We start from the raw sequence: 21812 nt of genomic DNA, 5'->3' as shown, positions 1-21812 counted from the left end.
TGGTTTGTCGTTTCGGTAATTACTTCTGACTAGTCCCCACCGATGGAGAGGGCGGCGACGAAGGCCTCCTGGGGGATCTCGACCATCCCGACGGCCTTCATCTTCTTCTTGCCCTCCTTCTGCTTCTCCAGCAGCTTGCGCTTCCGGGAGATGTCACCGCCGTAGCACTTGGCCAGCACGTCCTTGCGGCGTGCCTTCACGGTCTCGCGGCTGATGATCTTCGCGCCGATGGCAGCCTGGATCGGGACGTCGAACATCTGGCGCGGGATCAGCTCCTTGAGCTTGCCGACCATGGCCTTGCCGTACTCGTAGGCCTTGTCGCGGTGCACGATGGAGGAGAAGGCGTCCACGGGCTCGCCGTTGAGGAGCACGTCGACCTTGACCAGGTTCGCCACCTGCATCGCGGCGGGTTCGTAGTCCAGGGAGGCGTAGCCGCGAGTGGACGACTTCAGCCGGTCGAAGAAGTCGAACACGATCTCCGCGAGCGGCATGTTGTAGCGAAGCTCGACCCGCTCCTCGGTCAGGTAGTCCATCTTGAGCATCGTCCCGCGACGCTTCTCGCACAGCTGCATGACCGCACCCACGTACTCGCTGGGCAGGTAGATCATCGCATCGACGGTGGGCTCCTCGATCCGCTCGATCTTGTTGGGCTCGGGCAGGTCGGCGGGGTTGGAGACCTTCAGGACCGAGCCGTCGACCAGCGTGACGGTGTAGGCCACGTTGGGGGCGGTGGTGACCAGCGGGATGTTGAACTCGCGGTCGAGCCGCTCGGAGATGATCTCCATGTGGAGCAGGCCGAGGAAGCCCGCGCGGAACCCGAAGCCGAGCGCCACGGAGGTCTCGGGCTCGAAGTTGAAGCTGGCGTCGTTGAGCTGCAGCTTGTCCAGCGCGTCGCGCAGGTCGGGGAAGTCGCCTGAGTCGACCGGGTACAGGCCGCTGAACACCATCGGCGTCGGCTCGCGGTAGCCCGGCAGCGGGGCAGGCGCGGCGTTCTTGCCGGCCAGGGTGATGGTGTCACCGACCTTGGCCTCGCCGACCCCCTTGATGGCGGCGGTGAGGTAGCCCACCTCACCGGGACCGAGCTCCGCGATGGGCATGGCCTCCGGGGAGGTCACGCCGAGCTCGTCGATGACGCCCTCGAACTCGGTGGCCATCATCCGGATCTTCTCGCCCGGGTGCATGCGTCCCTGGACGACACGGGCGTAGACGATCACGCCGCGGTAGGCGTCGAAGATGGAGTCGAAGATCAGCGCCTGGGTCGGGGCGTCGGGGTCGCCGCTCGGCGGCGGGACGCGGTCGACCACCTGCTCGAGCACCTCGGGCACCCCGATGCCGGTCTTGGCAGAGACCTTGAGGATGTCCTCGGGCTCGCCGCCGAGCAGCGCACAGATCTCCTTGGCCACCTCCTCGGGACGAGCGGCCGGCAGGTCGATCTTGTTGAGGACCGGGATGACCTCGAGGCCCGCATCGATGGCCAGGTAGAGGTTGGCGATCGTCTGCGCCTCCATGCCCTGGGCCGCGTCGACGAGCAGGATCGCCCCCTCGCACGCGTTCATGGCCCGCGACACCTCGTAGGAGAAGTCGACGTGGCCCGGCGTGTCGATCAGGTTCAGCAGGTACTCCCCGCCGTCCTTGGACTTGTAGGGCATCCGGACGGCCTGCGCCTTGATGGTGATCCCGCGCTCGCGCTCGATGTCCATCTTGTCGAGGTACTGGGCGCGCATGTCGCGCTCGGAGACCAGCTCGGTCACCTGCAGCATGCGGTCGGCCAACGTCGACTTCCCGTGGTCGACGTGGGCGATGATCGCGAAGTTGCGGATGCGCTCGATGGGGTAGGTCATGGCGAGGATCAGAGTAGCCGCGCGAGGAGCGAAGCCCGCGAGGACCGAGTGCCTCGAAGAAGCCCCGCGCCCCGGGCGCCCGCGTGGGCCGCTCACCCGCAGCGCCCGGGACACCCGCGCTGATGGAATCGACCCCACCCTCGGACGGATTCGTCCCCGGCTCGTGGCCGACGCGTCGGCTTTCCGCGGCCGAACGGATGGAATCGACCCCAGACGACCGTTCGATCCGCGCGGAGTGGGGTCAATTCCATCCGGGTGAGGGTGGGACGGCGACGGGGAGGGAGGGGCGGCGACGGGGAGGGAGGGGCCTCGGGCCGGGCCGTGGTGGGGCCGGCGGCGTGGCCGAACGGCCGTGGTGGACACCCTTCGGCGCCGCTGGTATTCTCCAGCGTTCCTGCCGCGCCTGCGGCATGTTGGCGTGCCCGGCCGATTCGACCACCGGCCAGTGGCCCCGCAACGAGACGTCTCCACCCTGCCTCCCAGAACGAGGAACATTCCATGGCGAACATCCAGAGCCAGATCAAGCGCAACCGTCAGACCGAGCGGGCCCGCATCCGCAACAAGGCCCAGCGCTCCGACCTGAAGACCTTCATCAAGAAGTTCGACCAGGCCGTCGAGTCCGGCGACAAGGACGCGGCGACCACCGCCCTCCGCGACGCCGCCCAGAAGCTGGACAAGGCCGTCTCCTCCGGCCTGATCAAGAAGAACAACGCGGCCAACAAGAAGTCCCGCATGGCTGCTCGGGCCAACGCCCTGTAGCACCCGCTCCCGGCCACCGGGGCCGGAACGCACCACGGCGACCCCCACGGGGTCGCCGTTGTTGTGTCCGGACCCACCCCGGTCACCGGTCACGCGCAGGAGCCGGAGAACGCCAGCGGCCGCCTCCCCGGGGGAAGGCGGCCGCCGTCGGCGGGACCTGGATCAGCCGAGGGCGTCGACCACCGCCTCCGACACCGCGCTGGTGCCACCGAGGACGGTGATGCGCGGCGGCGTCAGGTCGGCCAGCACCGTGCTGACCGTCTCGGGCACACGGTCGACGTCGACCAGCAGCAGGACGCCGTCCTGGATCACCGCGACCGGCACGGCGGCCAGCGCGTCGGCGAAGGTCCCGGCGGTGGCGATGAACGCCACCTCGGCGCTGCCCAGCTCGGTCGCGGTCAACGCGGCTGTCTCGTAGCGGTCCGCACCGGCGATCCGGCGCGGCGTCACACCGGCCAGGTCCCCGACCTCGGCGACCACGGCGTCGGTCACGGCAGCGGTGCCACCCATGACGATCACGTCGGAGGGGGCGAGCCGCTGGATCTCCGCGGCGGTGACGTCGGGGACACCGTTGCCCTGGACCAGCAGCACCGGGGCGTCACGCCGGCCAGCGAGGACACCACCGGCCAGCGCATCGGCGAACGATTCGCCGGTCGCGATGACCACCGTCCCACCCGGCTGGGCGAAGTGGGCCGAGACCGCGGCGGCGGTACCGAACCTCGTGTCACCAGCCAGGCGCAGGACCGTGGCCAGCTCGGCGAGCTGTGCCTCGGCGGCCTCGCTCATCACGGCGGTGCCACCGGCGATGATGATCTCCGACGGGGCCAGCCGCTGGATCTCGGCAAGCACCTCCGTCGGCACCGTGTCGCCGGGGCTCAGCAGCACGGGACCGTCCGACAACCCGGCCAGCGGCCCGGCGGTCAGCGCGTCGGGATAGTCGTTCGCGGTGGCCACCACGACGGTGTCGGCACCCTCGGGGAAGCTGGCCTCGGAGAGGGCGATGGCGGTGCCCACCCGGCTCTCGCCGGCGATCCGGTCGACGGTCCCCGCACCGGGATCGGTGGGCTCGGGGTCGGTGGGCTCGGGGTCGGTGGGCTCCGGGTCCGTCGGTTCGGGGTCCGTCGGAGCAGTCGGCTGCACGAACGGGTCGCCCAGGTCATCGGTGGTCGCCGCGCCACCGTCGGCCCAGATCAGCCAGTCGACGAGGTCCTTGTCCAGGCCCTTCAGCATGTCGCGGAACAAGGTGTCGGCACCGGTCACGACGACGCGTTCGCCGTCGGCGAGCTCACCGGCAACGGTGACGGCCCGGCCGATGGTCTCCGCCTGCGGGTAGGAGTCGACCGCAGCCCAGTGACCGGCGCGCATGACGCCACCGGCGGCGCCCTCCAGGACGGTCTGCACGGCCTTGTAGTCAGCCGGCAGGTCGCTGAAGAACGACGGGCCGTAGACGAAGGTGACGTCCTGGGCCGGCCGGCCCGGCATGACCTCGGAGTCCGCTGCCTGCGCCACGCTGATCGTGCCGTTGGTGGAGCGCGACACGGTGTTGCGGGTGGGGGTTGCCAGGCCAGCTGCGGCCAGGGTGTCGACGGCGGTGCCGTAGGCGACGACGCCACCACCGGCCTCCATCCACTCGGCGAGGGCCACGTACCCATCGGCGGTGACGCTGCGGGGGGCCCCGTCGAGGTACAGGACGTCGACATCGTCCAGCGACACGTCCGGGTCGGTGCCGTTGACGGTGGCCGTGCCGACCGGCACGACGTCGAGCCCCAGCACGTCGGTCATCACGTACAGCTCCGGCCCGGACACGTTGGTGCCGACGACGAACGGCTCGAGCACCGTGCGGTCCTCGGGCAGGGACGCCAGCGGCGTGAACGTGATGTCGGTGGTCCGGGCGATCTCAAGCAGCAACGGACGGGCTGACGGCGCGACGAGGACGCGACCATCGGCGGCACGCTGCACCGTCACCCCCTCGTCGTGCAGCCGGTTCAGGACACCCACGTCGGACGCATCACGGATCTGGAACGCGTAGGCGACGGCGTCACCGGCGACGACCCTGCCGCGGGTGGGGGTGTCGCTGACGGGCTCGCCGATGTCGAGCAGCGGGTCGTTGGCGACGCGCTCCACGGTTGCACCCCACAGGTCCGACAGGCTCCACCCGGAGATGTCGTACATCGCGTTGATGCCGCGCGGGGTGATGTCCTGTCCGATGTCGAGCAGGGTCTGGGCGATCGACCGCTTCGTCTGGGCCATCGGGACGACCCAGCTGCCGGTCGGATAGGTGGTCCCACCGATGCTGGTCGGACGGCTCAGCTGGGTGACGACGACGTCCTGGCTGATCAGGAAGTCGACCAGGCGAGCAGCGGCTGCGTCGCTCTCCTGCCCGGCACCGACCGGCAGCACGTAGGCGTCGGGATAGTCGGTCTCCCACAGGTCCAGGGCGTCGAAGTGCGGGAACGCCCCGTCCAGCAGGTTCTCGTTCTGCTGGCCGGCGGCGGTCACGCCGCGGACGTTCCACTCGATCTGGTCGGCCAGCAGGTCGTCACGGCTGGACATCCCCTCGAGGATCGTGCCGTCGATCGAGGCACGCGCGAACTCGGTGTTGACCGACACGCGACGGGCCCGCTCCTCGGGGGTCAGGGACCCGCTGCGGGGGTTCAGGGGAACCTCGACGGTGTGGCCGCTGCCGCCGTGGTAGATCGCGTACATGCCGATGAAGATGGGCGGCCAGTCGTCCCAGCCCTGGTCGTCATCGCGGTAGGGCAGGTACGTCTCGGTCCGACCGGTGCCGTCGAGGATCGTGGTGCGACGGAACGCCTCGGACTCCATCGAGAGGGCCGCGTCGTAGGCGTTGGGCAGGTACAGGTCGTACTCGTAGGCGAAGTTGTGCGGCGGGGTGCACGGCTCGATCAGCCCGGCGGAGCCGACGTAGCCGTGGATGTCGATGAACAGCAGCGGGGTGGTGCCGGTGATGACATCCCGGACGATGTGGGTCTCGGGCTGGCTGCCGGTGACGGAGTCACGGTTGAGGTCGAAGCCGTTGCTGTTGGCTCGCTGTCCCATCACGCGACCGTCGGGGTTGGACGTCGGCACGATGGTGATGACGTAGCTGCTGAGCACCTCGTCGACGGTCGGCAGCGCCGCGATCTCCTCGGCGGTGAGGTTGTCGAGGTTCTCCGTGATCGGGTCGCTCCCGTCCGCGGCGGCGACGTACTCGATGAAGTCGAGCGTGCTGTCCAGGCCCTCGTACTCGTTGCCGTGGATGTTGCTGTTGATCGTGATGTGGGGCCGGTAGTCGTCGTACCCGCCGTTCTCGAACAGCTCCCGGGCGGCTTCCGGGTCCTCGACGAGCAGCGTCTCCAGCGCCTCGTTGGCGGCCGCGTCCTCGGCCGACCACGGCGCCGTGAGGTCCACCACCGGGATCTCGCGACCCTCGACGGACGCTCCGGCCACGCGCACGTCGATGCGGGGCGAGGTCGCCGCGGCACACAGGCGCGGGGCAACGTCCTGATACGGCGTGACCCCGATGAAGAACGACGAGTCGTCGGGGTCGGGCGGGTAGAAGCTCAGCGGGCAGCTGGTCTGGGCGAAGCTCGATTCAGCAGCGATGGGTGTGGCGAAGTCCGATGACGGCGGGGCGTCATCGCTGCGGATCGGATCGTCGCTGACGTCGTCAGCACGGACTCCCGCCAGGATCTCGTCGTTCAGGCGGTCGCTGTCGAAGTCCAGCTCCGGCGTCGCAGCGACGGACGCGGTGGCGGGCAGCAGGGCCAGGACGAGGGCGAGCAACACGAGGCGTGCAAGGGCGCGCAACATCAGTTCTCCACGGTCGATATCGGACGGTGCAACGGCGGGTGCACCGAGGCGGGTCATGCTCGACACGCCGTGGGTCACCGGAACGTCGTTCCGATTTCCGTTCCGTGACATGTCCGACAATCAGACAGCTGAACTGCATTCAGTCAAACGGTTGGTCGATTCGACGCGGCCAGGGCAGCCTCCGCAGCCTGGTGACCGGCCATCCCGTGCACCCCGCCTCCCGGCGTCGTCGAGGCCGATCCGATCCAGATCGACGGGTCCGGGGTGGCCCACGGCACCAGCTGCGGGCGGGGCCGGAGGAGCAGCTGCAACCCCCCGTGGCTGCCGCCACCGACGTCCCCGCCGACGAGGTTGGCGTCGAAGGCCTCGAGGTCGGCGGTGGTGGAGGCGTGGCGGCGTTCGACCAGGTCCCGGAACCCGGGTGCGAAGCGTTCGATGCGGCGCTCGATCGCCTCGGTCATGTCTCGCGTCGACCCGTTCGGCACGTGGCAGTAGACCCACACGGTGTGCTTGCCGTCGGGCGCTCGGCTGGGATCGAAGCGGCTGTGCTGGGCGAGGACGAGGAACGGCTCGCGGGCGTGGTGGCCAGCGGCCACGACGCGTTCGGCCCGCGCCACGTCGTCCACGGTGCCGCCGACGTGCACGGTGGCGGTCCGGTGCAGGTCGGGGTCGGTCCACGGGATGGGCCCCGACAGGCCGAGGTCGAGCTTGAACAGCCCGGGGCCGTAGCGGAAGCGGGCCAGCGACGAGCGGTACCCGACCGGGAAGTGGTCGCCGGTGATCCGCAGCACCTGCAGCGGCGTCAGGGCAAGGACGACGTGGTCGGCCGGCGGGATGTCGGCCATGGAGCGTACGGCGTGCCCGGTGCGCACCTCGCCCCCCAGGGAGAGGAGGCAGTGGTGGAGCGCGTCGGCCAGGGCGCCCGCTCCTCCGCGGGGGAACGGCCACCCCACCGTGTGGACCGTGGCGCCGAACATCAGCGCGAACGAGCTCGTCAGGGGCCGGTCGAGCGGCAGGACGGCATGCGCGGCATGGCCGGCGAAGAGGGCACGTGCCGCGTCCGTGCGGAACAGGCCCTTGGCGTACCAGCGGGCGGGCACGGCGGCCTGCACGCCGAAGCGGGCGGCGAACAGCGGATGGCGTGGGACCCGCAGCACCGGTCGGAGGGAGAGGTCCATCAGGTCCTCGAACCGGTCGGCGAGGGGCTGCACGACACGGCGATACGTCGCCCCGTCCCGCCCGAGCCCCTCGACGGTGCGGTCGAGGTCGTGCCACGCGATCGCCGAGCGGCCGCCGTCCAGCGGATGGCCGACCGACGCCGGCGGGGTCACCCACTCCAGGCCGTGGGACTCGAGGTCGAGCTCGGCGAAGAACGGTGAAGCCCTGGCGATGGGGTGGATCGCCGATCCGAGGTCGTTGACCCAGCCGGGACCGAGCAGGGGCGCCGACCGGCAGGCCCCGCCGATCCGGTCGGCGGCCTCCAGCAGCAGGACCGAACGTCCGGCTCGGGCGAACGTGATCGCGGCGGCCAACCCGTTCGGCCCGCCCCCGACGACGACGGCGTCGTGCCCGGCGCCACGCGTCCTCCGCTGCCTCACCGCCCCACGACCGTTCCCTGCACGGGATCGGGCCACGGCTGCTGGGCGAGCGCCTCTGCGACGGGGGCGGCACCACGCAGCAGGACCCCGTCGGCGGCGTCGATGATCCGCCAGGACCACGTCGCGTCGTGCATCGGCTGGGACTCCACAGCGACGACACGAAGCTGGCCGGGGGCGAACCCGCACCGTTCCTGCACGGCCGCCAGCAGCTGCTCGTCGTGCAGGTGCCCGTCGCCGAAGTTCCAGCCCAGCGCCATGCCCGCGACGAGCTCGCCCTCCCGGATGACCCAGTCGTCGGGGTCCTCCACCGCCCGGCAGATCAGCCGCTGGACCAGCCGCCCGTGCAGGTGCATGGCCCTGAACGCAGGAACGCGGGACAACGAGACCTCGTTGGCGTCGTCGTCGTAGAAGCGCCGCAGCTGGGTCAGCAGCTCGTCGGCGACCTTCGGCACCTGCCGGTCGAACCGGGCCAGCGCCTCGGGCGTGAACAGCCACGTCGACGTCGCCCAGTTCCCGGCGTAGTACCGCATCGACGGGAGGAACGACACCTTGTCCGGACGCAGGTTGCCGACGAGCGGCACCGCCACCAACGCCACCACGAGGATGGCCCACAGCAGCGGCGATCCGAGCTGCCACGGCTTGACGGCCGCGTTGGTGCCGAACAGGACGAGGGCGGAATGGACGAACAGGACGTTCCACTCCTGCGGGACGCCCAGCGCGAAGCTGGAGAAGATCCAGCCGTGGAAGGCCACCATGACCAGCAGGCCGATGGTGGTGCCGGGACCGCCGTCGGAGAGCACCAGGAGCAGGGGGACGAGGTACTCGATGGCGGTACCACCGTGCGCCAGCACCGTGGGGACGGTCCCCGGCCGCAGGTCGTGGGGGTAGGCCCGGACCAGCCTGCGACGCATCGACGGGAACCGGTTGAGCGGATGGTTGGTCAGCATCACGCCGACCACGTACGGGAAGTGGTGGTTGAGCTTGGAGGTCGCGGCCCACCACCAGATCGACACCTGGACGGCCTTGGCGCCGGCCACGACCCCGACCGGCACCTGGGCCCAGGTCGTGCCGGCGGAGATGCCAGCAGACCCGGCGACGGCCATCCCGACGCACAGCACCAGCAGGGTCGTGGCGTAGTGCTCCCCCCTGGATGCGAGGAACACGGTCCTGTCGCGCAGGGAGACGAGCGCGAGGAGCACCAGGACGAGTGCCACGATGGCGGGTCGAACCACGTCGGCGAGCAGCAGGGCGAACCCCGCCGCCAGGTAGGCCGCGTACAGGGCGACGTCGAGGACGGTCCGGCGGGTTCCTGCGATCAGCGGCAGGCGGTCGGGGAAGGGCGGCAGGGTGATCGTGCCGCGCCGCAGCCAGTGGCCGAGCCCCGCGACCGGCGGCCAGTACCGGCCGGTCAGCGGTCCGGAGCCGCAGCCGAACCCCATGCCCTCCCACAGCATGGTCCAGGCGATGGCCTTCACGAACGCGATCGGTGACAGCCACCAGTCGGCGACGCCGCCATCCACGCCCGAGGCACCGACGAACAGGACCCACCCCCCGATCCAGAGGCCGATCTTGAGGAGGTAGAACAGGTATGCGGACACCGGCGCACCGAACCCGCAGTGCACCCAGTCGACGCAGGCGAGGCGGACGCGGTCGTGGTAGGGCAACGTCCGGTACTCGGCCAGGTCGTAGTGCGGCTGCTCGGGTGACATCAGGCCCATGCTTGGGGGAACCTACCCCGCACCCCGCAGCACCGAGGGCTGCATGGCCCGAATGTGGCAGCGGCTCGGCGCTCGGGCAGGCTGTCCACCCGTGACCTCCTCCAGCACCGACGCCGACGACCCCGAGCCCCAGGCCGAGTCCGAGGACGCCCCGCGCGGTGCCGGGCAGCTGCTCGCCGACCGTCGGTTCGGCCCCTACGTCGTCGGGCAGTGGCTGTCCAACACCGGCAACTGGTTCCACAACGTCGCCATCGGCATCGTGGTCTTCCAGGCCACCGGCTCCAGCACGCTGGTCGGCTTGGTCGGTGGGTTGCAGTACGCGTTCACGCTGGTCCTCGCCCCCTGGGCCGGGCAGCTGTCGGATCGGCTCGACCGTCGACGGCTGCTCGTCGGTGCCCAGCTGTCGGGGCTCGGCGGTGCCGTCGGGCTGGCGGTCCTGCTGGTGTTCGTCGACCCCTCCCCCGGGCTGGTGTGGCCGATCGCGCTGTTCACCTGCTTCATCGGGGCCGGCTACGCCATCGGCCTGCCGACCCTCCAGGCCTACGTGCCCTCGCTGGTCCCCCGCCGTGACCTGGCCCAGGCCATCGCGCTCAACTCGGTGACCTTCAACCTGGCACGGGCCATCGGCCCGGCGCTGGCCGGCGGGCTCGTGGCCGCGGCGGGGGCCGCGCTCGCCTTCGGCGTGAACGCCACGACCTTCGCGATCTTCCTCGGGGTGCTGCTCTGGCTGGGGAACCAGCAGGTACCCCCGCGACTGACCAACGCCACGACCGACACCACGGAGGCGTCGCCGTCGGTGTGGGCAGGGCTGGAGCTGGCGCGCCGGGACCGGGCCGTTGCGGTCCCCATGCTGGCCACCGTCGCGCTGGGGTTCGCCACCGACCCGGTCCTGACGCTCGCACCAGCGCTCGCCGAGCGGCTCGGCGCCGGCGCGGCGCTCGTGGGCGGCATCGGGTCGGCGTTCGGCGCCGGCGCCACCGCGTCCTCGCTGGTCGTGCAACCCGTCCGCGATCGCCTCGGCCCCCGCCTGCAGGCCAGCACGGGGCTGGCGGTCCTGGCGATCGGCCTGTCGATCGGTGCGCTGGCGACCGACGCCCTGGTGCTGCTGCCCGGCATGGCCGTGGCGGGCGCCGGGTTCCTCCATGCCACGACCACGCTCAACACGACCCTGCAGCTGCACGTCGACGACCACGTCCGCGGCCGGGTCATGGCCCTGTGGGGGATGGCGTTCCTGGGCGTCAGGCCGATCGCCGCGGGCCTGGAGGGGCTGATCGCCGACAGGGCGGGGGTGACCGTGGCCATGTTCACGGCCGTCGGCACCGCCGGCGTCGCCGCCCTCGCCCTCCTCCGCGAGACCATCCAACGACCGCAGTAGTTGCCCCGTGGCCGACGCTCTGGTGCAATCCCCCTGTGCCACTCGATGAACGGGGGGTGGCGCAGGTCCCTCGAACGGGAGGGCTGGTCCGACGACCGGCTGCAGTCAGGGTCGCGATCCACGTGGCCTGTCCAGACACAGAAGGGAACACCCAGATCGTGAAGTACTCCGCACTTGCCCTTGTCCTCGTGATGGCCCTCGCCGCCTGCAGCAGCGGCGACGACGAGGCCTCCTCCATCGCCTTCGGCGGCGTGGCCGACGGTGACACCGTCTCCAGCCCGGTGACCGTCGACTTCGAGACCACGGGCGACTTCACCGTCGAGGAGGCCGGCGAGGTCAACGACAACGCCGGGCACATGCACGTCATGGTCGACGTCGATTGTGTCGCCGTCGGCGAGACCATCCCCGGCGACGACAACCACATCCACTTCGGTGACGGGTCGACCAGCGCCGAGCTGGAGCTCGAGCCGGGCGAGCACACCCTGTGCCTGCAGGCCGGCGACGGCGAGCACACCGCGCTGGACCTGACCGACGAGATCACGATCACCGTCGAGTAGGCGCACCTCGCGACGCCAGATGCACGCACGGCCGGTCCCCGAGGGGCCGGCCGTCATCGTGCCGGACCGTGCGTGACGCGCGGCGGGTCAGCGCAGGATCTCGCGGTCGGGGTCGGGGACGGGCAGCCGTTCCCGGCTGGCGACGCCCAGCACGGCCCGCTCGATCGCGAAGTTCTGGTCGAGGTCGCCGGACTTGATCTCGAGGTCGCAGGCGGCGAGGTGCTGCAGCGCCGCGGTCAGCTCGCCCGGACCGAAGTTGCGGCGGGCACCCTGCAGCCGGCTGGCCATGGGGCGGGAGATCGACAGCCCCACTGAGCGCCCGTCGACGTTGGCGGCGACGGCGACGAGCTGGCGCATCTTGTAGGTGAGGGCCCCGAGGATCATCACGGGGTGGTCACCGGCCTCGAGGCAACCCCGCAGGAGCCGGAGGGCCGTGGCGGGGTCACGGTCGCACATGGCGTCGGCGACGGCGAACGCGCCGCGGGAGCCGTGGCCGACGACGACCTGGTCGACGACCTCACGGCTGACCGTCTTGCCCTTCGGGGCGGCGGCGCAGGCCTGGGCGACCTTCTCGGCGATGGCGTTGACCGACAGCCCGGAGGCGTCGAGGACCGCCTCGACCGCGTCCTGGGACGCCGAGCGGTCGTGCAGCCGGAACTCGTCGTTGACCAGCGACCGCCAGGCCTTCTCCTCGAACTCGCGAGGCGGGGCGACGTCGACGCGCCCACCGGCGGCCTTGACGACCTTGGCGAGGCCCATGATGGCCTTGGTGCCGCTGGCCATCAGCACGATCGTGGCGGACGCCGTCTCGTGCTCGACCTCGTACTTGAGGGCGTTGGCGGCGACCTTGGGCAGCAGCTGCGCGTCACGGACCACGTAGGCCCGGGGCACCGCGAACAACGACGCCGTGCGCAGGTCGGGCAGGGAGTCCTCACCGAGGTCGCTGCCCCTGACCTCAGTGATGTCGAGCTCACCGCCGGCCTCCTGCCGCAGCTCCGCGAGCAGGCGGTCGGCAGCCCGTCGGACGAGCAGCTGCTCGGGTCCGGTGAACAGGTACGCGGGAGGTCGTGACATCACCGCGAAGTGTACGGAGGCCCTGTGACATCGGGCACGAGCCGTCGGGCGTTGCCGCCGGTGATCGCGGCACGCGCGTCCGCCGAGAGGCCGGCGTCGTCCAGCCAGTCCAGGACCCGCCGGGCCGGGACGGCGGTGTTGGGGGCGTCGGTGCCCAGCAGCAGCCGGTCGTGGTGCGCCTCGAGCTGGGCGGGGTCGAGGTCGACGAGGTCGACCACCACGGGCGTCAGGTCGGCCATGGCGTTGGCGTGGCGCGCGAGGAGTTCCAGCGACCGCGCGGTGGCCGGCTGGGCGCAGTGGGCGATCACGAACGTCGTGTCGGGGTGCCGGGCGCACGCGGTCGACAACGCCTCGAGCTCGTCCGCGTCCGTCCGTCCCGAGACGGCGTGTCCGGCGTGGACGACGACCGGCACGTTCCGCTCCCCTGCGACCGACAGCGCCCCGGCCAGCCGTGGGTCATCGGGGGTGTAGCGGCCGACCGAGCAGTGGAGCTTCAGGACGCGAGCGCCACCGTCGTGCCCCGCCTCGACGTCGGCGGCGGGGTCGTCGTCGGCGGGATGCACGGTCATGCCGGGCACCACGAGGGTCCGGTCGGTGGTCACCATGCGGGCCAGGGCTGCGACGTCGGCGTTCAGCCGTGCTGCCATCCCCGGCTGGTGGGCATAGGGCAGGGTCCACACGGTGGAGAACCCGTCGGCGACGTGCTGCCGCAGGACGTCGGCGGGGTCCAGCGGGTAGGCGAACCGATCCATGCCCATGTCCCGGAACACCCGCCGGATCGCCTGCGCCAAGCGGTCGGGCAGGAGGTGGACGTGGGTGTCGACGAGACCAGCGGTGGGCATGGCGGAGAGGATGGCAGCGGCGCGGCCCGGGGGCGACCAGCCGCCACGCCCACGACGTACCGACGCCGAGGTCGTGGTCGCGTCGTCATCCAGACGACGGGCGCAGGGGTGAGGGGCCGTCGCGGACCGGTAGGCCCTGCTGGGTCCGTCGTTCGTTGTCGCGGACACGCGGTAGGTAGCGGGACCGGAAGACGAGGCTGACCAGCTCGCCGCGGCTGCGGGTGCCGGTCCGGGCGAGGATGCGGCTGGTGTGCTGCTGCACGGTGCCCGGCGTGATGCCCAGCCGACGGGCGATCTGCACGGTCGATCGTCCAGCGATGAGCTCGCGGACGACGTCGCGTTCGCGGCGGGTCAGCCCGTGGGCGGCCATCAGCAGCTCCGACAGGTGCATCGGGTTGGCGGCCTGCAGCACGACGGCCACACGACCGGCCGGCCGCGTCGGGGCGGCGTGCACGTCGAGCCATCGCCCGGACGCACCTCGGGCTCGTGCGGAGGGTTCACCACCGGCCAGCGCGGCCCCGGCGGCGGCCACGACGACCGGTGGCAGCCGATCGAGGTCGCCGTCGAGCTCGTCCAGCCAGCGCGATGCAGCCGGGGTCGCCGAGACCACGTCGTACCAGCGGTCCAGCAGGACCAGCCCGGGCGGGTCGTCGAGGTCGGGCTCGCTGGCCTGCCCGAGGCGTGCGGCGAAGCGGGTGCCCTCGGCCAGGGCTCGGCCTGCCGCAGCGGCCACGGCGGTGTCCCTGTCGTCGAACAACGGCTGACCGGCCTCGCGGTACAGCCCCACCGCCCCCCATGTGGTGCCGTCCCGGGCCCGGAGGGCGAAGACCAGCTCCTGCTCGCAGCCGAAGGGCTGCATCTCCTCGTGGAACTTCCGGGCGAGCTCGGGACGGCCGCCCGTGGCGTCGTGCAGCGTCCCCACCCCCGTGCGAGAGCGGATCACCTCCACCATGGCGTTGTGGTCGGGACGGGCGTACTCCCGCGCGAGCCACTCGGCGGGTATGGCGTGAAGCCCCTCCTGGAAGTGACTGGTCACGATGAGGGACTCGGGGTCGACGGTGAAGAAGCACGGCGATCCCGCGTGGGGCAGGGCCTGCTGCAGCAGCGGTGTGACGGTCCGCCACAGGGTCACGAGGTCCGAGCCGGCCCGTGCTGCGTCCTGCAGACGGTCCAGCACCCGTTGCGTGGACATCACGGCTGGCGCGGCCATTGGGCCACTATCACATTTGTGGGATGGGCACGGAAGCACATCTTCACCAGCATCCGTCGCATGGGCACACGTCTCATCCGCGCGGGCGAGGGGGAGATCCTGGGCCCGCCGCACGGGGTACGGGACCGGTTCGTCATCGACTCGCGGGAGTGGGGTGGACGGGTCGCCCTGGTCGAGCACCTCCTGGCCCCACGGTCCATCGCCGCTCCGATGCATCGCCATTCTCGCGAGGACGAGTTCTCCATCATCCTCGAGGGTCGCGTGTGGGCCCGGCTGGGCGACCTCGAGGTCGTCGCCGAGGTCGGCGACGTCGTGGTCAAGCCACGTGACGAATGGCACACGTTCTGGAACGCCGCCGACGAACCGGCGCAACTGATGGAGCTGATCACCCCGGGTGGCCTGGAGGAGCTGTTCAGGACGATCGACCACATCGAGGGCGAGTTCGACTTCGCGTCCGACCCGCGGATCCTGCCCTACGGCTGCGACATCGACATGGACGCCACCGTCCCCATCGTCGAGCAGCACGCCCTGACCTTCGGGTAGGCCACGCCCGGGTCTCGGACAGTCCTCAGAGGTGGCTCGGACGGCCTCGCACTCCGCGACCACGGTCGTGGGTCTCGATCCAGCCCACGCCGACAGGAGACCTCGTTGGGCAACAACACCTAGTCGAGGGCGACCACCACGTCGCCGTCCAGGTCGGTTCGACGCACATCGACGCCGACCAGGTCGGTCAGCACGTCGGGATGGGGATGGCCGAACGGGTTGCCCGCGCCCGTGCTGATGATCGCCACGGCCGGCGTCGTCGCCGCCAGGAACCCCTCGGCGTTGGTCGCGCCACCGTGGTGCGGCACCTTGAGCACGTCGACGTCGATCAGCTCCGGAGCGGACAGCAGCCGCGTCTGGGCGATCACCTCGGCATCGCCGGTGAGCAGCGCGCTCGCACCGCCGTCGACCCGCAGCCCGAGGACCACCGAGCTCTCGTTGGCGTCCAGCGCGATCCCGCCGGGCGGCGGGGACAGGACCCGGACGTCGAGGCGGCCGAACCGCCACGCGCTGCCCTCGTGGACCGGCTGGACGTCGACTCCGGCGGCCTCGGCCTGCGCCACGACGCCGTCGGGATCCTCCACCGCCGTCGGTGCCAACGGCCCGATCACCAACGCACCGACGTCCATGTCGTCGAACAGCCCGTCCAGCCCCGCCTGGTGGTCGTCGTGTGGATGGCTCAGGACGACCAGGCGGAGGGTGTCCACGTCGTGGCGGCGCAGGGCCTGACGCAACGCGACGGGGTCCGGGCCGCCGTCGACCAGCATCCAGCCGGCGGTGCCGTCCCCGACCAGCACCGCGTCCCCCTGTCCGACGTCGAGCGCCACCAGCACCACGCCCTCGCCGAGGGTGCCGGCCGGCGCGCCGACCAGGACGACGACCACGATCGCCACCGAGGCCACGGCTCCCGACGCACCGCCCGCCAGCCGTGGGGCGACCACCCCAGCCCGGACCGCTCGGACAACCATCCAGCCGAGCAGCCCCGCCCCCAGGACCCACGGGGCGACCCGATCGACCTGCTGGCCGACGGAGCCGCCGAACGTCTCGGCGGCCCAGACCACCACCGACAGCGGTCCACCCGCCAGCCGCCCGACCGCCACCGCCGTGGTCGGACCGACCGTGGCCAGCAGCGCGGTGGCGACACCCAGCACGCTGCCGACCGCAGCCGCCGGGACCGCCACGACGTTGGCGAGCAGCGCCGAGGCCCCCACGTGCCCGCCGACCGCCAGCAGGACCGGCGCGACCGTCGCCTGGGCGCCGATGGTGGCGGCGAGGACGGTCCGCAGTCCGTTGGGCCCGGGGATCAGCTCACGCACCCGGGGGGTCACGACCAGGACCCCGATCGTCGCGGCGACCGACAGGACGAAGCCGATCCGACCGGCCAGCAACGGGTCGAGCAGCACCGCGAGCAGCACGGCCACGGCCAGCAGGTGGGCGGTGTCACGCAGCCGGCCGAGCAGCGCGGCGACCAGGACCAGGCTGGCCATCAGGGCGGCACGCAGCACGCTCGGCTCCGCCCGGACCAGCACGACGAACCACCAGACCGTCGCCAACGAGACCGCCCACCCCGCACGACGACCCACCCCGAACAGCAGGCACGCACCCAGCATCCCGCCGACGACCAGCGCGACGTTCGAGCCGGAGACCGCGACGAGGTGCGACAGACCGGCCGCGTCGACGGCGTCGGCCAGGGATGCCGGCTGGCCCCGGACGTCACCGGTGACCAGCCCCGTCAGCAGGCTGGCCCGAGCCTCGTCGAGGGACCGTCCGGCGACGGTCCGCAGCCGCTCCCGCAGCCACGTGGTGGTGGCAAGCCACGCCGGCGGCCCTCCGAGGGCGTGCAGCTCGATCGCGCGCACCTCGACGGCCGCCCCCTGTCGGGCGAACCACGCGGCCGCGTCGCCGTCGATCGCCGCGGCGAGCCCCGCAGCGCTCGCGGGCGCGCCCATCGGTGGCGACGGCGCGGTGCTGCGCAGCACCACACGCTCCCGGGTGGTGACCGGGGCCTCGCCCGGCACCGTCAGGGTTGTCACCCGGGCGAACGCCCACCAGCCCCCGAGCGCACCCGGCTGTGGGTCCCCGACCATCACGACGTCCAGCTGCACCGCCACGTCGCTGGCTGCCGCAGCGGCGTCACCCCGGACACGTTGGGCCAGCGGTCCGCCGACGACGGCAGCAGCACGGCCGGCACCGCCGATGCCGGCCACGACGGCCGTCAGGACCGCCGCGACCACCGTCCATCGCACCTGCCGCCCCGACCGCTGGCCCACCTCGGGACCGCGACGGGCCACGACGCCCAGCATCGCGCCGAACAGCAGGACACCAGCGAGGCCGATCGCCCAGGACGACGACACCGACCCGAACCCGACCCAGCTGCCGACGAGGGCACCAGCCCATCCCGCCGCGGCGACCACCGATGCGGTCGGCCCGGTCACACGCCCACCCGCGCCTCGAGGTCGGCGAAGCGTGCCGGGCCGATGCCGGAGACCTCCAGCAGCTGCACGACGTCGCTGAAACCCCCGAGCTGCTCGCGGTGGGCGACGATGCGCTCGGCGGTGACCGGGCCCACCCCGGGGAGGTCCTGGAGGTCCGCCACGGTGGCGGCGTTGAGGTCCAGCCGTCCGTCGGGCAGCAGGACGGGGCCGCTGGTCCCGGTGCCGGGGACCCCGCCGGGACCAGCCGCCACCGGCGCGGGGGTCGTGCCGTCGGTCACGACCACCTGCTCGCCGTCGACCAGGACGCGTGCGAGGTTCAGCACCGTGGTGTCGGCGCCGGGCGCCACCCCACCGGCCGACGCGATGGCGTCGGCCACCCGTGCACCCGCCGGCAGCTCCACCAGCCCGGGTGCCACGACGAGTCCGGCGACGTCGACCACGACGGTCGCCGCTGGTTCGGCTGCGGACGGGTGGTCACCCGCGGCAGTCCCCTCCCCCGCTGCACTGCCCGGCGGCGACCGGCCGGCGGACGGCCCGCCAGCGGCCTGCTCGTCGTCGGCTTGCTCGTCGGCGAAGCCGATGGCGATGGGTGCCCGGTCCGCGTCAGCGGCACGGTCGGTGCCGGTCCACCACACGACCGCGGTCAACGCCACCGCCCCGGCCAGCAGGATCGCGAGCGCCGCAACCTCGGCCGGGGTCATCCCGGCACGCCTGGCCACCTCGGTCCACCGGTCGCTGCCCACGGCCCCATGCTGGACACGACGGGGTCGTCGTGGACCGCCGCGTCACCACGGGTGTGGACAACTTCCCCCGCCCCGCCACACGACAGGCGGGTGGGTCACCCCTGGCGGGGAGGGCGGCTAGCCCTCCTCGACGAAGCGCGTGGCCTGGGCCACCCAGTCGTCGCGGCGGATGCGGCCGGGGAACTGGGGCAGGCGGGCCTGCAGCTCGTCGACATCGTCGTCGTCGAGGGCGGCGAGCTGGGCGAAGGTGGTGATGCCCTGCTCGTTCAGCATGGCCTCGAGCTTGGGCCCGACGCCGCTGATGCGCTTGAGGTCATCAGCCGGTCCGTCGGGGGCAGTGGTGAACGGCCCGTGGGGCGGTGTGGGCAGCGGGCCCGGCTCGGCGCCGGACGGCAGCACGATCTCGGCGGTGTCGGCCTCGGAGAGGTCGGCCGCGTCGTCTGCGTCGGGTTCGGGCATGACCGTGTCCGGCGGACGCACCGACGCGCTCTCGCGAGCCGGGGACGGCGTCATGAACGGCTCGCTCGGCGACGACGGGGCCAGCTCACCCACGCCGTCCTGGCGCTGCTTGAGCACCACGGCAGCGCCTCCGGCGAGCACGACGAACAGCAACAGCTTTCCAGGACGAATCCGCATGACAGCAGACGCTACCGCGAACGACGCCCCGCAGGCACACCGGCCGGGCCGTCTACCATCCTCGGCGCCATGAACTCCTCATCCCTGTGGGCGGGCAACGCCCCCATCGCCGACGCCTGCCTGAGGCACCCGTTCGTGACCGGGCTGGCCGACGGGTCCACCTCGCTGGACGCCTTCCGCCACTACGTCGGGCAGGACGCGTTCTTCCTCGACGCGTTCGCGCGCGCCTACGCGCTGTGCCTGGCCAAGTCGCCCGACCCGGAGGCGCTCCGGGCCTGCCGGACCCTCCTCAACGGCGCGATGGACGAGCTGGACCTGCACGCGGCCTACGCCGCGGAGTGGGACGTCGACCTGCACCCCTCCCCCACCCCGGCGACACGTGCCTACACCGACTTCCTGCTGCAGGTCGCCGCGCTCGAACCGATGTCGCACGCCCTGGCCGCGATGGCGCCGTGCATGCGGCTGTACGCCTGGCTCGGCCAGCAGCTGCTGCCCGACCTCGACCCCGGGTCGCCCTACGCCGGGTGGGTCCGCACCTACGCCGATCCCGAGTTCGAGGCGCTCGCCGCCACCCTGGAGGCCCTCATCGACCGGCTGGGTGGTGACCCCGGGCGCATGGCAGAGCACTACGCCACCGCAATGCGCCTGGAGCTGGACTTCTTCGCCAGCGCCCACGCGATCGGTGCGGCACCGTGACGACCGCCTCGACCGCCCTGCTGACCGCCGACCGGGAGCGCTGGGCGAGGGCCACGACCTCGCCGTTCCTCGACGGGACCCGCGACGGCACGCTGGACGATGCGGCGTTCGACCGGTGGCTCGAGCAGGATCACCGGTTCGTCGAGACGTTGGTGCGGGCGTGGGGCCTGCTGCTGCGGACCGCACCCCGGACCGACTTCGCGCTGGTCAACGGCGGGATCAGCGCCTTCGTCGCCGAGCTCGAGTGGTTCGAGGAGATCGCCGCGCGTCGTGGCCTGGACCTGACCGGGCCGGAGCTGCCGGAGACGGCTGCCTACAACGCCGCGTTGCTGCGCCTGGCCGCCCGCCCCTACCCCGAGGCCGTCACGGCGATGTGGGCCGTCGAGGCGGCGTACCTGACCGCTTGGCAGGGCGCGCTGCCCGGAGCACCGGCGTTCGAGGAGTACGTCACCCACTGGGCCAACGACGAGTTCGCCGGGTTCGTCACCGACCTGTCGATGGTCGTCGACCGGGAGCTGCCCGACGGTCCGACCGCCGCGGCCCGCGCGGCGTTCGACGAGGTGCTCGACCACGAAGCCGCGTTCTGGTCGATGACCCTGCCGGGCTGACCGCCTGCGCTGACGAGCCATCCCACCGCGAGGGGGAGAGGGTCAGCTGACCGGGCCGAGCACCCGCCGCAGGTAGGGCGACTCCAGGACCCCCTGCGGGTCGAGCCGCCGTCGCACCGACGCGAAGTCGTCCCAGCGCGGGTACAGGCCGGACAGCTCCTCGGCGCCGAGGGTGTGCATCAACCCCCAGTGCGGCCGCCCGCCGAAGCCCCTGCACAGCTGCTGCACCATCCGGAACAACGCCGTGTAGGGCATGCCGCGCACGGTGCGGACCGACACCACGACCGACTCGCGGTCCCACATCGGTGACAACCATGCGCTCGTGTCGGCGGCGACGGGACGGACCCGCACCGGCAGGACCAGCGGCAGGTCGTCCCTCGCCACGAGCGCCTCGAGCTGGCGGATCAGCGGCACGAGCACGTCGGCCGGCACCGCGAAGGCCATCGCCTGGAACCGCAGCGGCGGGAGGGCCCGTGCCGCCTCGTGGCCGGGCCGGCGGCTGGCCACGTCGGCGGTGGTGGCCGCCAGCAGCTGGGCGGCCAGCCCCGACCGTTCGGGGAAGGTGCGGGCGGCCTGCCCCGCCAGCCAGGTGCTGCCGCGGTCGGCGACGCGGTCGGCGGCCCGCCGGACGGTCATGGAGGGGGTCGGGGTTTCGTCGGTGATGTCCCCCAGGCGCAGCCTCGCCCATCCGGTGTGCGGCAGCCAGGAGAACTCGGCCAGGTCATGGTCGGCCGCGTGGTGGGGGAAGTCGGCCAGGACGTCGTCGAGCCGGACCTTCGCCGTCCGGGTGGCCAGCACCACCGACGGCGTGACGGCCAGGCGAACCCGGACGATCACCCCCAGCGCGCCGAGCCCGAGGCGTGCGGCAGGCAGGTCGGCCTCGTCGACCCAGCGCAGCGTGCCCGTGCCGTCCACCAGCTCGATGCCCTCCAGCGCCGTGTGCAGCGGCCCCAGCCCCGAGCCGGAATCGTGGGTTCCCGTGGACAGCGCGCCGGCGATCGTCGGTCCGTCGATGTCCCCGAACCGCCGGACGGCGAGCCCTGCCGTGGCCAGCCGGTCGGCGAGCACCCGCAGGGTCGTGCCGCCGCTGACGGTGACCGACCGGCCGTCGGGGGCGATGTCCACCCGGTCGTGATCCAGCGCATCGAGCAGGACCATGGTGTCCTCGGCGCTGGCCACCGGTGTGAAGGCATGGCCGGTCCCGACGGGTCGGAGGGTGCCGCCCCGCTTGCCCACGGCGGTGACGAGCGCGGCCAGCTCGGCGACGGACTCGGGACGGACGAGGTGGGCGGGGTTGGCCTTCACGGCGCCGGACCAGCTGGACCATCGGGGGGAGGGAGGACGTGCCATGGGCCCGATCCTGC

The 21812-nt window shown here is 72.2% G+C and carries 17 protein-coding genes; 6 read left to right on the top strand and 11 right to left on the bottom strand.

The window, feature by feature from the left end; translation table 11 throughout:
• Positions 1-29 precede the first annotated feature (29 nt).
• The gene (gene lepA, locus CUC05_RS07405) at positions 30-1841 is read right to left on the bottom strand and encodes a translation elongation factor 4 (RefSeq protein ID WP_108665465.1); all 1812 of its coding nucleotides are present in this window, start codon (positions 1839-1841) and stop codon (positions 30-32) included.
• A gap of 498 nt (positions 1842-2339) precedes the next feature.
• Between lepA and rpsT the strand changes: the two genes are divergently transcribed.
• The gene (gene rpsT / locus CUC05_RS07400) at positions 2340-2600 is read left to right on the top strand and encodes a 30S ribosomal protein S20 (RefSeq protein ID WP_108665464.1); all 261 of its coding nucleotides are present in this window, start codon (positions 2340-2342) and stop codon (positions 2598-2600) included.
• A 162-nt stretch (positions 2601-2762) separates the two neighbouring features.
• Here the strand turns inward: rpsT and CUC05_RS07395 are convergent, their stop codons facing one another.
• The 3 genes from CUC05_RS07395 to CUC05_RS07385 form a co-directional block, all read right to left on the bottom strand.
• Complete coding sequence (locus CUC05_RS07395) at positions 2763-6413, bottom strand: cell wall-binding repeat-containing protein (protein ID WP_170127945.1); 3651 nt, start codon at positions 6411-6413, stop codon at positions 2763-2765.
• Positions 6414-6556: 143 nt separating this feature from the next.
• A complete protein-coding gene (locus CUC05_RS07390; RefSeq protein ID WP_108665462.1) occupies positions 6557-8011 on the bottom strand; it encodes a phytoene desaturase family protein in 1455 nt (484 codons plus the stop codon).
• Positions 8008-9720 carry a DUF3556 domain-containing protein gene (locus CUC05_RS07385; protein WP_157965320.1) on the bottom strand — a complete coding sequence of 571 codons (1713 nt, stop codon included), beginning with the start codon at positions 9718-9720 and terminating at the stop codon, positions 8008-8010. Before CUC05_RS07385 ends, CUC05_RS07390 begins: the two co-directional genes overlap by 4 nt.
• Positions 9721-9820: 100 nt before the next feature.
• Between CUC05_RS07385 and CUC05_RS07380 the strand changes: the two genes are divergently transcribed.
• Together CUC05_RS07380 and CUC05_RS07375 are read left to right on the top strand one after the other, a co-directional pair.
• Positions 9821-11104, top strand: a complete 1284-nt coding sequence (locus tag CUC05_RS07380; RefSeq protein ID WP_157965319.1) for an MFS transporter — start codon at positions 9821-9823, stop codon at positions 11102-11104.
• Between the two features lie 158 nt (positions 11105-11262).
• On the top strand, positions 11263-11661 hold the full coding sequence (locus CUC05_RS07375; protein WP_205712194.1) for a DUF4399 domain-containing protein: 399 nt from the start codon (positions 11263-11265) through the stop codon (positions 11659-11661).
• A gap of 87 nt (positions 11662-11748) precedes the next feature.
• Here the strand turns inward: CUC05_RS07375 and holA are convergent, their stop codons facing one another.
• From holA to CUC05_RS07360, 3 genes are all read right to left on the bottom strand, one after another.
• Positions 11749-12735 (bottom strand): DNA polymerase III subunit delta, encoded by a 987-nt coding sequence (gene holA, locus CUC05_RS07370; RefSeq protein WP_108665458.1) that lies wholly within the window; start codon positions 12733-12735, stop codon positions 11749-11751.
• Complete coding sequence (locus CUC05_RS07365) at positions 12735-13577, bottom strand: amidohydrolase family protein (protein WP_108665457.1); 843 nt, start codon at positions 13575-13577, stop codon at positions 12735-12737. The genes holA and CUC05_RS07365 overlap by 1 nt, the downstream gene beginning before the upstream one ends.
• Before the next feature lie 85 nt (positions 13578-13662).
• Positions 13663-14787: a helix-turn-helix transcriptional regulator gene (locus tag CUC05_RS07360; RefSeq protein ID WP_108665456.1), complete on the bottom strand. Its 1125-nt coding sequence runs from the start codon at positions 14785-14787 to the stop codon at positions 13663-13665.
• A gap of 60 nt (positions 14788-14847) precedes the next feature.
• Here CUC05_RS07360 and CUC05_RS07355 point away from each other — a divergent pair, with 60 nt between their 5' ends.
• Complete coding sequence (locus tag CUC05_RS07355; RefSeq protein ID WP_205712193.1) at positions 14848-15330, top strand: cupin domain-containing protein; 483 nt, start codon at positions 14848-14850, stop codon at positions 15328-15330.
• A 119-nt stretch (positions 15331-15449) separates the two neighbouring features.
• Here CUC05_RS07355 and CUC05_RS07350 read toward each other — a convergent pair whose 3' ends face one another.
• The 3 genes from CUC05_RS07350 to CUC05_RS07340 all read right to left on the bottom strand — a co-directional run bounded on the left by CUC05_RS07350 (position 15450) and on the right by CUC05_RS07340 (position 19144).
• Positions 15450-17765 (bottom strand): ComEC/Rec2 family competence protein, encoded by a 2316-nt coding sequence (locus tag CUC05_RS07350; protein ID WP_108665455.1) that lies wholly within the window; start codon positions 17763-17765, stop codon positions 15450-15452.
• On the bottom strand, positions 17762-18508 hold the full coding sequence (locus CUC05_RS07345) for a ComEA family DNA-binding protein (RefSeq protein ID WP_205712192.1): 747 nt from the start codon (positions 18506-18508) through the stop codon (positions 17762-17764). The genes CUC05_RS07350 and CUC05_RS07345 overlap by 4 nt, the downstream gene beginning before the upstream one ends.
• A 117-nt stretch (positions 18509-18625) precedes the next feature.
• A complete protein-coding gene (locus CUC05_RS07340; protein WP_108665454.1) occupies positions 18626-19144 on the bottom strand; it encodes a helix-hairpin-helix domain-containing protein in 519 nt (172 codons plus the stop codon).
• A gap of 69 nt (positions 19145-19213) precedes the next feature.
• Here CUC05_RS07340 and CUC05_RS07335 point away from each other — a divergent pair, with 69 nt between their 5' ends.
• Both CUC05_RS07335 and CUC05_RS07330 read left to right on the top strand, forming a co-directional pair.
• Positions 19214-19840: a TenA family protein gene (locus CUC05_RS07335; protein ID WP_108665453.1), complete on the top strand. Its 627-nt coding sequence runs from the start codon at positions 19214-19216 to the stop codon at positions 19838-19840.
• Positions 19837-20448 (top strand): thiaminase II/PqqC family protein, encoded by a 612-nt coding sequence (locus tag CUC05_RS07330; protein WP_205712191.1) that lies wholly within the window; start codon positions 19837-19839, stop codon positions 20446-20448. Before CUC05_RS07335 ends, CUC05_RS07330 begins: the two co-directional genes overlap by 4 nt.
• A 42-nt stretch (positions 20449-20490) precedes the next feature.
• On the opposite strand, the gene CUC05_RS07325 is transcribed toward CUC05_RS07330, so the two are convergent.
• Positions 20491-21798: a D-arabinono-1,4-lactone oxidase gene (locus CUC05_RS07325; protein WP_157965318.1), complete on the bottom strand. Its 1308-nt coding sequence runs from the start codon at positions 21796-21798 to the stop codon at positions 20491-20493.
• Positions 21799-21812: the final 14 nt, after the last annotated feature.

It is taken from the genome of Euzebya rosea, from assembly GCF_003073135.1.
Lineage (GTDB): Bacteria > Actinomycetota > Nitriliruptoria > Euzebyales > Euzebyaceae > Euzebya > Euzebya rosea.
This window is presented reverse-complemented; position numbering and strand designations above follow the sequence as displayed.

Excerpts from the sequence above, each read along its gene's own strand:
- lepA (WP_108665465.1), bottom strand. The coding sequence starts at position 1,841 with ATGACCTACCCCATCGAGCGCATCCGCAACTTCGCGATCATCGCCCAC.
- rpsT (WP_108665464.1), top strand. The coding sequence starts at position 2,340 with ATGGCGAACATCCAGAGCCAGATCAAGCGCAACCGTCAGACCGAGCGG.
- CUC05_RS07395 (WP_170127945.1), bottom strand. The coding sequence starts at position 6,413 with ATGTTGCGCGCCCTTGCACGCCTCGTGTTGCTCGCCCTCGTCCTGGCC.
- CUC05_RS07385 (WP_157965320.1), bottom strand. The coding sequence starts at position 9,720 with ATGTCACCCGAGCAGCCGCACTACGACCTGGCCGAGTACCGGACGTTG.
- holA (WP_108665458.1), bottom strand. The coding sequence starts at position 12,735 with ATGTCACGACCTCCCGCGTACCTGTTCACCGGACCCGAGCAGCTGCTC.
- CUC05_RS07365 (WP_108665457.1), bottom strand. The coding sequence starts at position 13,577 with ATGCCCACCGCTGGTCTCGTCGACACCCACGTCCACCTCCTGCCCGAC.
- CUC05_RS07360 (WP_108665456.1), bottom strand. The coding sequence starts at position 14,787 with ATGGCCGCGCCAGCCGTGATGTCCACGCAACGGGTGCTGGACCGTCTG.
- CUC05_RS07355 (WP_205712193.1), top strand. The coding sequence starts at position 14,848 with ATGGGCACACGTCTCATCCGCGCGGGCGAGGGGGAGATCCTGGGCCCG.
- CUC05_RS07340 (WP_108665454.1), bottom strand. The coding sequence starts at position 19,144 with ATGCGGATTCGTCCTGGAAAGCTGTTGCTGTTCGTCGTGCTCGCCGGA.
- CUC05_RS07335 (WP_108665453.1), top strand. The coding sequence starts at position 19,214 with ATGAACTCCTCATCCCTGTGGGCGGGCAACGCCCCCATCGCCGACGCC.
- CUC05_RS07325 (WP_157965318.1), bottom strand. The coding sequence starts at position 21,798 with ATGGCACGTCCTCCCTCCCCCCGATGGTCCAGCTGGTCCGGCGCCGTG.